At 70.2% G+C, this 12103-nt stretch carries 13 protein-coding genes and 1 pseudogene; 8 read left to right on the top strand and 6 right to left on the bottom strand.

The genetic code is table 11. From position 1 onward, the window contains the following. From HOV77_RS30040 to HOV77_RS30030, 3 genes are all read left to right on the top strand, one after another. A partial coding sequence (locus tag HOV77_RS30040) for a GTP-binding protein (protein ID WP_290868227.1) occupies nucleotides 1–1315 on the top strand: 1315 nt, incomplete at its 5' end. A 99-nt stretch (nucleotides 1316–1414) separates the two neighbouring features. Beyond that, nucleotides 1415–1951 (top strand): peptidoglycan-binding domain-containing protein, encoded by a 537-nt coding sequence (locus HOV77_RS30035; protein WP_290868224.1) that lies wholly within the window; start codon nucleotides 1415–1417, stop codon nucleotides 1949–1951. A 147-nt stretch (nucleotides 1952–2098) separates the two neighbouring features. Further along, on the top strand, nucleotides 2099–3085 hold the full coding sequence (locus HOV77_RS30030) for a winged helix-turn-helix domain-containing protein (protein ID WP_290868222.1): 987 nt from the start codon (nucleotides 2099–2101) through the stop codon (nucleotides 3083–3085). A gap of 22 nt (nucleotides 3086–3107) precedes the next feature. Here HOV77_RS30030 and HOV77_RS30025 read toward each other — a convergent pair whose 3' ends face one another. Next, nucleotides 3108–3539, bottom strand: coding sequence for a peptidoglycan-binding domain-containing protein (locus tag HOV77_RS30025; protein WP_290868220.1), 432 nt, complete (start codon nucleotides 3537–3539; stop codon nucleotides 3108–3110). Between the two features lie 63 nt (nucleotides 3540–3602). Further along, nucleotides 3603–4262, bottom strand: coding sequence for a DUF402 domain-containing protein (locus HOV77_RS30020; protein ID WP_290868218.1), 660 nt, complete (start codon nucleotides 4260–4262; stop codon nucleotides 3603–3605). 63 nt (nucleotides 4263–4325) lie between these two features. Here HOV77_RS30020 and HOV77_RS30015 point away from each other — a divergent pair, with 63 nt between their 5' ends. Next, nucleotides 4326–4862 (top strand): TetR family transcriptional regulator, encoded by a 537-nt coding sequence (locus HOV77_RS30015; RefSeq protein ID WP_290868214.1) that lies wholly within the window; start codon nucleotides 4326–4328, stop codon nucleotides 4860–4862. Next, on the top strand, nucleotides 4859–6082 hold the full coding sequence (locus HOV77_RS30010) for a cytochrome P450 (RefSeq protein ID WP_290868211.1): 1224 nt from the start codon (nucleotides 4859–4861) through the stop codon (nucleotides 6080–6082). The genes HOV77_RS30015 and HOV77_RS30010 overlap by 4 nt, the downstream gene beginning before the upstream one ends. Before the next feature lie 19 nt (nucleotides 6083–6101). On the opposite strand, the gene HOV77_RS30005 is transcribed toward HOV77_RS30010, so the two are convergent. Beyond that, entirely contained in the window at nucleotides 6102–7304 is a 1203-nt protein-coding gene (locus HOV77_RS30005; protein WP_290868209.1) for a DUF1444 family protein, read from the bottom strand. A 57-nt stretch (nucleotides 7305–7361) separates the two neighbouring features. Continuing rightward, nucleotides 7362–8696, bottom strand: a complete 1335-nt coding sequence (locus HOV77_RS30000; protein WP_290868206.1) for a sigma-70 family RNA polymerase sigma factor — start codon at nucleotides 8694–8696, stop codon at nucleotides 7362–7364. A gap of 322 nt (nucleotides 8697–9018) precedes the next feature. Between HOV77_RS30000 and HOV77_RS29995 the strand changes: the two genes are divergently transcribed. Next, nucleotides 9019–9537: a histidine phosphatase family protein gene (locus tag HOV77_RS29995; RefSeq protein WP_290868203.1), complete on the top strand. Its 519-nt coding sequence runs from the start codon at nucleotides 9019–9021 to the stop codon at nucleotides 9535–9537. 21 nt (nucleotides 9538–9558) lie between these two features. After that, on the top strand, nucleotides 9559–10041 hold the full coding sequence (locus tag HOV77_RS29990; protein WP_290868200.1) for a GNAT family N-acetyltransferase: 483 nt from the start codon (nucleotides 9559–9561) through the stop codon (nucleotides 10039–10041). A gap of 3 nt (nucleotides 10042–10044) precedes the next feature. Here the strand turns inward: HOV77_RS29990 and HOV77_RS29985 are convergent, their stop codons facing one another. Further along, nucleotides 10045–10896 carry an oxidoreductase gene (locus HOV77_RS29985; RefSeq protein ID WP_290868198.1) on the bottom strand — a complete coding sequence of 284 codons (852 nt, stop codon included), beginning with the start codon at nucleotides 10894–10896 and terminating at the stop codon, nucleotides 10045–10047. A gap of 96 nt (nucleotides 10897–10992) precedes the next feature. On the opposite strand from HOV77_RS29985, the gene HOV77_RS29980 reads away from it, so the two are divergent. Continuing rightward, nucleotides 10993–11637 (top strand): hypothetical protein, encoded by a 645-nt coding sequence (locus HOV77_RS29980; RefSeq protein WP_290868195.1) that lies wholly within the window; start codon nucleotides 10993–10995, stop codon nucleotides 11635–11637. Here HOV77_RS29980 and HOV77_RS29975 read toward each other — a convergent pair. Continuing rightward, a pseudogene (locus HOV77_RS29975) lies at nucleotides 11571–12103 on the bottom strand (hypothetical protein); the annotation flags it as partial. The gene HOV77_RS29980 and the pseudogene HOV77_RS29975 sit on opposite strands and share 67 nt — an antisense overlap.

The following is a 12103-nucleotide window of genomic DNA, read 5'->3' as shown; positions in this document are numbered from 1 at the left end:
GCAGGCGGCGTACGCGGGGTCGGCGATCACCGGTGACGGGGTGGACGCCTTGCTGGCGGGGTTGCCGGGGTTGTTGCCGTCGCAGGTCCCGGCCACAGATCGCCCGTTGTCGGGGATCGTGTTCAAGGTCGAGCGGGGCCCGGCCGGGGAGAAGATCGCGTACACGCAGATCGTGACGGGGACCTTGCGGGTCCGCGACCGGATACCGATGCGCGGAGCCGAGGCGAAAGTGACCGCCCTTCAGCTCTTCCACGGCGGCGCTGCCGTTTCCCGCGATGAGGCGACCGCCGGACGGATTGCCAAGGTCTGGGGCCTGACCGACGTACGCATCGGCGACACCTTCGGCCCGGTGCCGAACGTACGCGGTGGGTATTTCGCGCCGCCGACCCTGGAGACGGTCGTGGTTCCGGCCGACCCGGCGCGGCAGGGCCGACTCCATGTGGCGCTGACCCAGCTCGCCGAGCAGGACCCGCTGATCAACCTGCGCAAGGACGACCTGCGTCAGGAGTTCTTCCTGTCGCTCTACGGCGAGGTGCAGAAGGAGGTCATCCAGACCACCCTGGCCGAGCAGTACGCCTTGGACGTCACCTTCCGCGAGACGACCACGCTGTGCATCGAGCGGCCGATCGGAACGGGAGCGTCGGTGGAGTTCATCGCCAAGGAGCCCAACCCGTTCCTGGCGACCGTCGGGCTGCGCCTCGACCCCGGTACGCCCGGCAGCGGCGTGACGTTCCAGCTCGAGGTCGAACTGGGCTCGATGCCGTACTCGTTCTTCAAGGCGGTCGAGGAGACGGTTCACGAAGCACTGGAGCAGGGATTACGCGGCTGGCCGGTGACCGACTGCGTGGTGACGATGACGCATTCGGGCTACTGGGCCCGGCAGAGCCACGCCCATGGCAGCTTCGACAAGAGCATGTCGAGCACGGCCGGAGACTTCCGCAACCTGACGCCGCTGGTCCTCATGAGCGCGCTCGCCCAGGCCGGCACGGAGGTCCTCGAACCGGTGCACCGATTCGATCTGGAGTTCCCGGTCGACGCCCTCAGCGGGGTGACGGCCGCATTGTCTCGGCTCGGCGCGACCCCGGGCACCCCCGTCCTCCAGGGCGGGACGGCCCGGCTCGACGGCGAGATCCCGGCCGCACGAGTGCACGACTTGCAGGTGGTGCTGCCCGGCGTCACCCGGGGCGAAGGGGTGCTCGAGTTCGCCTTCTCCCACTACGAACCCGTACGCGGCCCGCTGCCGGCTCGGCGGCGTACCGATCACAATCCGCTCGACCGAAAGGAGTACCTGCTGCACGTCCAGCGGCGCGTCTAGGCGGAGCAGCTTGTTTTCGTCTCGGCGCAAACACGTGGCACCGCCGATTACTGGTCCAGCAGGATGCGGTCCGTTCGATCCTTCGAGAACGGGAGCCGCATGAACTCACTCGTCCGCTCGGCCCGGTCGCGTACCGTCGCCGTCGCCACGCGGCTGGCGGTCGCGTTCGCCCTGGTGCTCGGCGGGGCGCTCGTCGCGCCGCCGCCCGCCTCGGCCGCGACCGGCTACTACGGCGTCCTGACCCTCTGCAAGCAGTCCTCGTGCGTCAACACCGGCAACGTGGTCCGGTTCTGGCAACGGCGCCTCTGGGCGGACGTGGGCTACGACGACGTCGACGGAGTCTTCGGCCCGAACACCGAATCCGCGACCCTGCAGTGGCAGCAGCTCTACAACAGCTACAACTCACCCGACATCCCCGTCGACGGCTGGGCCGGTCCGAAGACCTGGGAGGCCTCCAACCTCAACCCCGTATGGGGATTCCGCTTCACGTCCCAGGATTCGACCTACGTCTACTACGACTACATCGGGCGCCGCAGCGGGCGGTTCTTCAAGATCCGCGAACGCCTCTCCGACCGGGTGTCCTGGTTCCGGATGCCGACCGAGGACACGTGGACCGATACCAGCTACGTCAACTGACAGCCACCGGCTACGTCAGCTGACAGCGGGGGCGAGCAGGACCGTCGTCGCGCGACGGTCCTGCTCGTGGCATGCTGTGCGATCCCGCTCACGTCGACGGCTCGTCAACAGTCGCCAAAGGTGCCGGCCAACGGTCAGGAGGTGCACATGCTGAGGATTCATTTCACCGCGACGGACCTGGCCAATACGCGCCTGGCCCCGCAGCCGGACCCGCTGTGGGAAGCGGCATTGAGCATGCACTACCTACGGTCGCGCGACACTCCGTTGATGCTGGCCCCGTGGCGGGCCGCCGTCGTGCACGCCATCCGGCGCAATCCGGCCTTCCAGGACGACCTTCAGCCGCTGTTCATGATGAACCCGCCACTGGGCTACTTTCCGGACTTCCTCACGCCGGCCCAGTCGAGGGAGGGCTTCGAGGCCGGGCTGGAAGCCGTGCTGTCGACGCCGAGCGCCCAGCTGCGCAGGGAGGTCTCCCTGGTCACCGTGCCGTCCCGCCGGCGGAGTGCCGTGGACGGCCTGTACCACGGGGAACTCACGGCGCTGCACCGGCTCGAACGTGGCTTTCGGCTTTATCGAGCTGTCGCCCTCGACTTTCACTGGGCCGAGATCGCCGCCGCCTTCGACGCCGACCGTTCGGTGCGGGTGCGTCAACTGGTCGACGAGGGCATCGGCGCGATGCTCAGCGGGCTGCATCCCACGGCGTACTTCCGCGACGGCGTCCTGCACATCGGGTCCTGGGGCATGGACTCCGACCGTGACATCCACCTCGGCGGCCGGGGCCTCACGGTGATCCCGTGCTATTTCAAGCGAGCCAGCCAACTCATGGTGCTCGCCGACAGCAACCTGCCGCCCGTCCTCGTCTATCCGCTCGACCACACCTCCCGGCTCCGAGCGGCCGCGCAGCATGCGCCGCTCGCCGCGCTGCTCGGCGCCACCCGGGCGGGGGTGCTGGCGTCGGCGGCCAGCCTGACGACCACCGAGATCGCCCTCCGGCTGCGGATATCGGTCCCGGCGGCGAGCCGGCACCTGGCCATCCTTCGCGACGCCGGGCTCGTCGCCAGCGTGCGGCATCGCAACAGCGTCATCCACACCCAGACTCCGGCTGGTCTCGTCCTACTCGAGGGCCCCGGCTGAGCCGGGGCCCTTTGCCGACGAGTCAGGAGCCGCCGGGCCCGTTGTACTTGCCGCAGAGCTCTCCCTTGGTGATGGGGTGGTGGCTGATCTTGTCCCGGGTGAAGACGCCGTACCAGCCGTCGTCGTCGAGGCCGTAGAGCCGCTGGACATCCATCAGCGCAGCCTCGGTGGCGGGCCCGAAGTCGTTGTCCACCACCAGGCTCTTGCCATAGCAGTAGTTGAGCGTCTTCTGGAGGATGCCGACCGCCTGGTTGCTGAGACCCCGGTACATGGTGCAGCTGACGTCACCACCGGCGGTGGCCGGCACGAACACCTGTTGACCGGTGCCGTCGGTCGCGGTGACCTGTTTCCAGGATGTGCAGAGGGGAAACGCCATCGCCGGCGAGGCGTCCACCAGGGTCGTACCAAGAACCGCCAGCGCCACTACGAGCGCCATCCGTTTGAGAGTCTGCATGGCGCGTAGCCTCCGACGCTCAACCCGCCGTCGGCAACGTCGTTAACCTGTGCGGCAAACAACCTAGAGGGACGGGACCGTCCACTCGGGATCGGGTCGCCACGTCGTCCACTCGGCGTCGAAGGCCCAGTGCCGGGCGGCGTACGCCTCCTGCGCGTCGACGGCCCGGGACCGGAGCACCTCCGCCTCCTCGGTCGTGAACCGGCCCGCGTCGACGGCGGCGGCCAGCTCGATCTCGTCCTTGAGGTGGGCCACGCCATCCGGCTCGATCCACACGTCGAGCTCGTGGTCGCAGGTCCACGTGCTGTCCGCGTCGCGCCGGTGCGCCTCCTCCAGGTTCACGTACCAGCCGCTGAACTCGCCCGCTTCGGACCAGAACAGCCAGACCGACCACGGCATACCGGACGGCGCGTGGATCAGGACACCCGGGCCACGCCAGCGGACTCGCGTCGCCTCGCGCGGCGAGCGGAACAGCTCGGGCAGCGGCAACGACCGCGGATCTCCGCCGCCCGGCAGCAGCGGCACGACGCGCGGCGTACCGGGGGCCAGCCATACCACCAGGCCTGCGGGATCGTCGCGCACGACGCGTACCGGCGTCACGCTCCACGGGCGGCCAGGTCGCCAGTCCGGCGCACGCTCCTGCCATCGGATCACTTCACCGGTACGCCAAAAGGGCGGCTCGCCCGCTGCGCGGCTCCCGGCCGGGAGAGAGTGGCGGATCATGATCGGCACCTTACCTGGCGACGACTCTTGTCCGATTACGAACATCGGCGTACCGTCGCGAACATGAGTGTTCAGAGTCGGACGCTGCTCGACATCGCGGCCGAGGTTCTGGTGACCGATCCGGCCGCCTCGCTCGCCCAGGTGGCTCGGGCGGCCGGGATCGGGCGCACCACTTTGCACAAGCACTACGCCACCCGCGACGACCTCCTGTACGCGGTCGCCCATCGGGCGCTGGAGTTGTGGGAAGGCGCGGTCGAGTCCATTCCGGACGGTCCGGACGGCGGGCTGCGAGCGCTGGCCGAGGCGATGGTCCCGATCGGGCCGCAGCTGGAGTTCCTGTGGCGTACGCCGGCCTTCGACCACGTCGTCGAGATCACCGATCGGTGGAAGGCGGTCGAAGCCCGGGGGCTCGCCGTCCTCCAGCGCGCGCAGGCTCACGGCGTTCTGCGTACGGCCCCGCCGTGGTGGCTGTTGCAGACGTTCTACTCGCTCATCTACGTGGCCGCCGAGTGCGTCATGAACGGCAAGCTCGCCCCGGCCGACGCGCCCGACCTCGTCCTGTCCACCTTCCTCACCGGCCTCGGGACGGTGATCGCATGAGCACGCTCTCCTTTGCGGCGCAACTGTGGCGGCAGCGTGCGGACACCTTGCGGGCCGGCTATCTGCGGCGTGACCCGATCGCGCGCCTGCAACTGCGACCGGGGCGGCAGGATCCGTACGCGATCTACGAGCAGATGCGGGCGGCCGGGCCGATGCTGCCGACACGATTCGGCAACCTGGCCACGACCAGCCACCACATCTGCGACTCGGTGCTGCGGGACCGGCGATTCGGCGTACGCCCCGCCGGGACGGCCGGCCGCGATGACGAGTTCGACCTGTCCTTCCTCGACATGAATCCGCCGGACCACACCCGACTGCGGCGGCTGGCCCAGCCCGCGTTCAGTCCGAAGGCGACCGCGGCGTACCGCGAGCGCATCGAGAACACCGTGCACACCCTGCTCGACCGGGCCGGCGACCGATTCGATCTCGTCTCGGCGTACGCTGCTCCCCTGCCGATCGCCGTGATCACCGAGCTGCTCGGCGTACCGGACGCCGACGCCGAGGAGTTCGCCCGCTACGGGATGGTCATCGGCGGCGCGCTCGACGGCATCCGGGGGCTGCGGCACGCCGCCCGCCTGGCCGCCGACGAAGCGAAACTCCGGGCGCTTTTCGAGAACCTGATCGACCTGCGTCGCCGCGAACCCGCCGACGACATCGTGAGCCGGCTCGTCGCCGTGGAGGGCGATCAGATCAAACCAGCCGAACTGCTCCCGATGTGCGTACTCCTGCTGATCGCCGGATTCGAGACCACGACGAACCTGATCGGCAACGCGGTGCTGGCGTTGCAGCGGCATCCGGCCTGGTGGCGCGCGTTGTGCGACGACCCCGTGGGCCTCGCGCCCCAGGCGGTCGAGGAGACCCTGCGCTATGACCCGCCGGTGCAGCGGACCTCGCGCGTCGCGCTGGAACCGGTGGAGCTCGGCGGTCGCGTCATCCACAAGGGACAGTGGGTGCTGACGATGATCGGCGGGGCCAATCGCGATCCGGAGGTCTACGCGCGGCCGGGCGTGTTCGATCTGGCACGCGAGCGGGAAGCCGATCATCTCGCCTTCTCCAGCGGCATCCACTACTGCGTCGGGCAGCCCTTGGCCCGGCTGGAGGCGACGATCGCGCTGCAGGTGCTCGCCGAGCGACGGCCGGGACTGCGCCTTGCCGGCCGAGTACGCCGCCGCAACGCGACGACGATTCGCGGTCCCCTGCGGCTGCCGGTGGCCGGCTGAGCACCTGCAGCGCGGCCGCTCAGCCGATCGAGTGCGCGCGCAGCTCGTCCATGACCTCGGCGGGCGGCCAGCCGTCGACGCGATACCGGGCCGGTGCCAGCAACGGTTCGGGTTCGAGACCGACGCGTTCCACGACGACATCCCAGGGCACGAGCGGACCCGGCTCGTCGGAGCGCTGGAAGAGCACGTAATGCGCCCGCGGCAGCAGTTGGGCGATGCCGTCGGACCAGGTCGCCACGGTGACCGCGGGCGACTCCGGGCGGACGTCGGCGAGCAGGCCGCTGACGAACACCTCGATCCCGGCCTGGGCGTACTGCGAGCCCAGCCAAGCGGTCTGGGCGGCGTACTGGGTGACGGCTAGGATCACCTCGGCCCGCCGGGCGGGCAGGTGATCCGGCTCGTCCGGCCCCGGCGCGAACGGCACCACTCGTCCGTAGTCGTCGGCCACGTACCCGACCGGCGACAAGCCGTTGGCCGCATCGCCGTACTCCTGCTCCACGATGTCGAAGAGTTGGCCGATCGCGCCGGTGCCGACCGGGCACAACACCATGTTCGTGTAGTTCGGGACGAAGGCGACGACCCGGTCCCCGGCCCGCCGGGAAACCTCGGCCAGCCAGCCCGGCGAGAGCAACAACGACGTGAAGTAGCCGTCGCCGCTGTCGACCATGCGGATCAACGCGCCCTCTTCGAACTCGTGGCGCAGCGTACGGTCGGCAAGCACGGCGAGGTTGTCGTGCGCCGCCCGGAAGATCTCCTCGACCGTGACGCCCCAGCGCTCGACGTGCGCCACCGAGACGTACACCATCGACTCGGGCAGGTCGACGACGACGAGCTCGCGCAGGTGCGGCAGGGCCGCCCGGGAGATCGGCGGCTGCTGGCCGGGGCTACCGGCCTGGCCGAAGGTGGCCGCCCGCAACACCGGGCGCAACCGGGGCCGGGCCGCTTCCCAGGTCTCCGGAACCTCAGGCGCGGCGGTCACCCCGCGGACGAAATGGGTCAGGATGCGCCGCCGAGCCGCCCGGGACACCCGCCGCGTCTCGGCATACACGCCGGCCAGGTCGATTCGGGCCGGCGTACGCCGACCGGGGCGCTCCACGACCACGGCGAACTGCCCCCGGTCGTACCGCACCCGGGTGACGCCCGGCAGCCGCCGCGCGATTCGCACCGCCGCAGCGGCGAACCTGTCCCGCGGCGATCCGACGAGCCGGTCGAGCAGTCCCATGGGCTCACACCGTAACTCATCTCGCGCGCGGCGCTACCCGAGGAGGAATGCGGTCGGTCAAACACAGGGGTGCCCGGTCGTCACCGCAGGGGTGCTCGCCGTACGCCCGTCGCGGCTGGTCACGCTGACCCACCAAGTGATCGGGCTGCGCGGCTTGGCCGACCACACTTCGGCGTACGCGGTGCGCACGTCGACCGTCATGACCGCAGTCCGGGTGTCTCCCGCCTGCCACGTCAACGTGGCCGCAGCCAGGTCGGCGCCCGCCGTCGCCGTCACCGCGAGCACGAACCGGCTCTTGTCTCCGCAGGTGGCGCTCGCCGCCGTCTGAACGGTGACCGTCGCGTTCACGACCACGGGCGGCAGCGCTCTCACTACCGGACTTCTCGTGACCGGGCTTCCGGACGTGCTGGGAGCCGCTGACGTCGTGGGCGTACTCGTCGGCCCGGCCGTGATGGTGGCCTCGGGTGTGGGGCTCGTGACGGGTGACGGCGTCTCCCGGGCGCTGACCTGGGACGACGGTTCGCCGGCGTATTTCAGCGCGCCACCGGCGAGCGCGACCGCGACCCCCACCGAAGCCACCGCGACCAGCACTCGCCGAGTCCGGCTCACCGGCGGCCGAGGGAACCCGGTACGCCGACTCCATCTCGGCTGAGAATCCGGGGCCGACCGCACGGTCAACCAGGTCGAGGCGTTGACGAACGGCAGACTGGCGTACCGGCTGAGCAGCGTCGACGCCGACGGCAGCTCCCGGCGTACGGTGCGGCAGGCGCCGCAGGCGGCGGCGTGCTCGACCGCTCGCCGCAGCCGTTTCCGGCTCAGCTTCCCCGGCCGGCCCGGCAGCGTACGCACGACTCGGCAGCGTCCGTCCACCATCACGGTGAGGGCGTCGAGCGCCTCCTCCAATCGCGTACGCGCCTCGGTCGCCCGGTCGTATGCCCGCCCCGGCGACACCGACAGCACCGCGCCGAGTTCCGCCGCGGCGAGCCCGTGGCGTACCGAGAGCTCGGCGACTTCGTGTTCGGCGGCGGTCAGCGTCGTCATCGCCGCCCGGACGAGGTCGACGGCGTACGCCGAACGAGTGGCGGCCGTGGGATCGACCCCGTCCGCCTCCGGCGGCCGCGCCTCGTCGGCATCCCGCCCCCGCAACCGCCGCCGGCATTCGTGCCGGACGATCGCGTAGAGCCACGCCCGCAGCCGATGCGGATCCCGCAGCTCGTCGGCGTGCCAGCCGACCAGGTCGAAGGTGCTCTGCACAACAGCGTCCGCGCCGCCGGTGTCGCCCAACAGCCGCCAGGCGTACGCCCGCAGCCGACCGGCATACCGCCGGTATGCGGAACTCAAAGCTTCCCGGTCACCCCGCGACAGCGCCGTGACCAGCATGGATTCGTCCACACCGGCCACCGTAGGCAAGCGTCGCGACTGATCGGAACCCCCGGGCGGGTACGCCTCCAGTCAGATTCCGACACCGGCGCACCGCGTGGTAACCCGAACTGCCATGATCGTCGGCTTCCGACATTCGTGGGTGTTTCCGTGCACTGATCGTCGGAAGCCGACGATCATGCGGACCCCGAGCTTGCGGCAAAGCTCGAGGGCCCCTTCGACAATGGCAGTATGAGGTCACGGCCGGAGGGCGCATCTGGTTCGGTGTCGACCGGACGAAGAAGATCGTGTGGATCACCCATGCGTCGGCCAGGCACCGGAAGGGGATGGAATAGTGCTCGTTCTGGTGCGGCATGCGATGCCGGCGTACGGGCCGGATCGGCCGGCCGAGGAGTGGCCGCTGAGCCCGGAAGGGCGGGCGGCCGCGATCGCCCTGCGACGACGACTGCCGTCCGGGGCGCTTTTCGTCGCCAGTGCGGAACCTAAGGCGTACCAGACTCTCGAACCGTCTGGCGAAGTGTCGATCGACGAGCGCTTCGGCGAGGTACGCCGGGACGAGCCGTTCGACGGCGACTTCCGGGCCCGGCGCCGGGCGTACGTCGACGGGGTGGCGCATCCGGGCTGGGAGAGCCATGCCGACGTCACGGCTCGCTTCGGGGCGGGCATCGCCGAGTGGCGGATCAAAGCCGGGGACCGGCCGCTCGTGGTGGCCAGTCACGGGATGGCGCTGACCGGGTGGCTCACCGAAGCGATCGGCCTGGCCGATCCCGGGGAGTTCTGGGCCGATTTACAGCTGCCGGACGCGTTCGCGGTGGACTTGTCGGGCCGACGCGCGTACCGCCTCGCCGAGTAGCGCTCCAGTTGAGGGAGAGCCATGGGAGATCTGCGAGTCCGGCCCGCGACCAGCGCTGATCGGGCGGCGATCGCCGAGGTGCTGACGGCGTCGTGGGGCGGCACGATCGTCGTCGCGCATGGGACGGCGTACGACGCGGCGGAGCTGCCGGCCCTGGTGGCCGAACGGGACGGCCGGGTGGTGGGACTCCTCACGTACTCCGTGGCAGGTGAGGACCTGGAAGTCGTCAGCTTGGACGCCGCGGAACGGCGTACCGGGGTCGGCAGTGCCTTGCTGACCGCCGTCGTCGAAGTCGCTCGCCGCACGACGCTGACGCGCGTCTGGCTGGTCACCACGAACGACAACCTGGACGCGCTGCGGTTCTACCAGCGACGCGGGCTGCGGATCGTGCGCGTAAGTCCCGGCGCAGTGGACGCAGCCCGGGCCCTCAAACCGTCGATTCCGGAGACCGGCGAACACGGCATCCCGCTCCACGACGAGCTGACGCTGGAACTCCGGCTCTGACGGTCAGGCGAGCTCGGCCAGGTCGGCGTCGGTGAAGCGGACCCCGGCCACGGCGATGTTCTGCTCCAGATGCGTCTGGTTGGAGGTACCCGGGATCGCCAGCACGTGGTCACCCTGGTGGAGAGTCCACGCCAGGCGTACCTGATGAGGAGAAAGATCGTGACGGGCCGCGACGGCCGACACGGCCTCGCTGTGGTCGGACGTCGCGCCGCCCTCCCGCGCGGAGCCCGCGATGGCGAAGAAGGGCACGTACGCGACGCCGCGCGCGCCGCAGACGCGCAGCAACTCGTCGTCGGCGCGGTTGTCGATCGCGTAGTTGTTCTGTACGCAGACCACCGGCGCGATCGCCTGCGCCTCGTCGAGATGGTCGACACGGACGTTGGAGATACCGAGGTGCCGGATCAGGCCCTCGGCCCGCAGATCGGCCAGCGCGCCGAAGGATTCGGCGATCGAGTCGCGACCGGCGCGCTTGATGATGCGCAGGTTGACGACGTCGAGGTGGTCTCGGCCGAGCCGGCGCAGATTGTCCTCGACCTGCTCGCGCAGGTTCTCGGGCGACCGCGCCTCGTGCCAGTCCCCGGCGTCGTCCCGGAAGAAACCGACCTTCGTGGTGATGACCAGATCGTCCGGGTACGGCGTGAGAGCGGACCGGATCAGCTCGGTCGCGAAGTTCGCCTCGAAGTAGTACGCGGCGGTGTCGATGTGGTTGACGCCTAGCTCGATCGCCCGGCGCAGTACGCCGATCGCGACCTGCGGATCGGGATTCCCCGTGATCCGCATCGAGCCGAAGCCCATCCGGTTCACCACTCGATCGCCCAGGGTCCAGGTGCCGGCGTCGCCCGCGTTCACAGCCATGATCACCAGTCAACCATGCCGGAGCTGTCCGATGTTGCCCCCGCGTCATCGCAGACGCTTACGGCGAGGCAACATCACCTCCGGTCGAATGGGCGCATGGCAACCTTTCCCATCGTGGCGTCGTACGCCCCGAGCGGTCCGCACAGCTGGCCGGTGACTCCCGCGTACACCGTCGGCGGGCACGTGACCGGGACCGGGCTCAGCGACCTCGCGTACTCGCAGATCCCCGACGACGAGTTCCGCACGACCCTGGACGGCGCCTTCCCCGGCTTCTCGTTCTTCTACCTCGGCGGGCTGCTCGGCCACTACCGGTTCCGAGTCCGGTCGCACAGCGTCGACGCCGACGGGCGCGCCGACTTGTACGTGGTGCTCGACGCCGACCTCGTCGGAGGCGTCGGCGGCGGTCGTGTCAGCGACGTTGTCGGCGGTCGTGTCGGCGGCCGGGAGGCGCTCGACCCGGCGACGCTGCGCTGGGTGCAGATCTGCGACGGCGTGGTGGACAACGCCGGGCGCCCGCATCCGTTCTACGCCACCGGCGGGCTGGCTCCCGACGGGTCGGTCAGCTTCTACGCCACCTGGTCGGGCGTACGCACGGCGAAGGCGTACCTCGCGCACGACACCGGTCATCGGGACCGGATCGGCCGGGACATCGTCACCGTGCTCGGCGGTTTCGCCTACGGCTCCACCGGTGCGGAAACGCGGGCGGCCAGCTCGGCGACCATCGGCGCGAGTTCGGCATAGGTGATCCCGCGCTTGCCAAGCGCCCCGATGCGCTGCGCTTCGGCGATCGTCGGCAGCGCCCCGGCCAGCAGCGCGGGCAGGATCGCCCGGCGCATCAGCACCTCGGCCGGCGAGTGGACGTGCGCTCGGCGTACGACGGCGACGTTGACCCGGATGGCGTGCTCATTCCCCGGCGGCACACCCGGCCGGTCCACCTCGATCGCGGCGTACCGGTGGCCGTCGGCCAGGTCGCAGGCGGGGCAGCCGGCCGGGCCCCGGCTCAACCGGTGCCCGCAGTCCGGGCAGGTCAGGCGATCCAGGGCGGCGTCGACCACGCGCCACGGATGCCGGTCCGGCTCCTCCGCAACCATCCTCGCCACGGCTACCTCATCGTCCACTGTGAACCCGGACGCGGATTCGTCGCGGTCGAACCGGGACGCGGATTCGTCACGGTCGAACCGGGACGCGGATTCGTCACGGTCGAACC

The sequence above is a fragment of the Hamadaea sp. genome (assembly GCF_013362815.1).
GTDB lineage: Bacteria > Actinomycetota > Actinomycetes > Mycobacteriales > Micromonosporaceae > Hamadaea.
Note: the sequence above shows the minus strand (reverse complement) of the source record. Positions and strands in the feature narration are given on the sequence as shown.

Excerpts from the sequence above, each read along its gene's own strand:
- HOV77_RS29985 (WP_290868198.1), bottom strand. The coding sequence starts at position 10,896 with ATGGCTGTGAACGCGGGCGACGCCGGCACCTGGACCCTGGGCGATCGA.
- HOV77_RS30020 (WP_290868218.1), bottom strand. The coding sequence starts at position 4,262 with ATGATCCGCCACTCTCTCCCGGCCGGGAGCCGCGCAGCGGGCGAGCCG.
- HOV77_RS30035 (WP_290868224.1), top strand. The coding sequence starts at position 1,415 with ATGAACTCACTCGTCCGCTCGGCCCGGTCGCGTACCGTCGCCGTCGCC.
- HOV77_RS30025 (WP_290868220.1), bottom strand. The coding sequence starts at position 3,539 with ATGCAGACTCTCAAACGGATGGCGCTCGTAGTGGCGCTGGCGGTTCTT.
- HOV77_RS30010 (WP_290868211.1), top strand. The coding sequence starts at position 4,859 with ATGAGCACGCTCTCCTTTGCGGCGCAACTGTGGCGGCAGCGTGCGGAC.
- HOV77_RS29990 (WP_290868200.1), top strand. The coding sequence starts at position 9,559 with ATGGGAGATCTGCGAGTCCGGCCCGCGACCAGCGCTGATCGGGCGGCG.
- HOV77_RS30005 (WP_290868209.1), bottom strand. The coding sequence starts at position 7,304 with ATGGGACTGCTCGACCGGCTCGTCGGATCGCCGCGGGACAGGTTCGCC.
- HOV77_RS30030 (WP_290868222.1), top strand. The coding sequence starts at position 2,099 with ATGCTGAGGATTCATTTCACCGCGACGGACCTGGCCAATACGCGCCTG.
- HOV77_RS29980 (WP_290868195.1), top strand. The coding sequence starts at position 10,993 with ATGGCAACCTTTCCCATCGTGGCGTCGTACGCCCCGAGCGGTCCGCAC.
- HOV77_RS30015 (WP_290868214.1), top strand. The coding sequence starts at position 4,326 with ATGAGTGTTCAGAGTCGGACGCTGCTCGACATCGCGGCCGAGGTTCTG.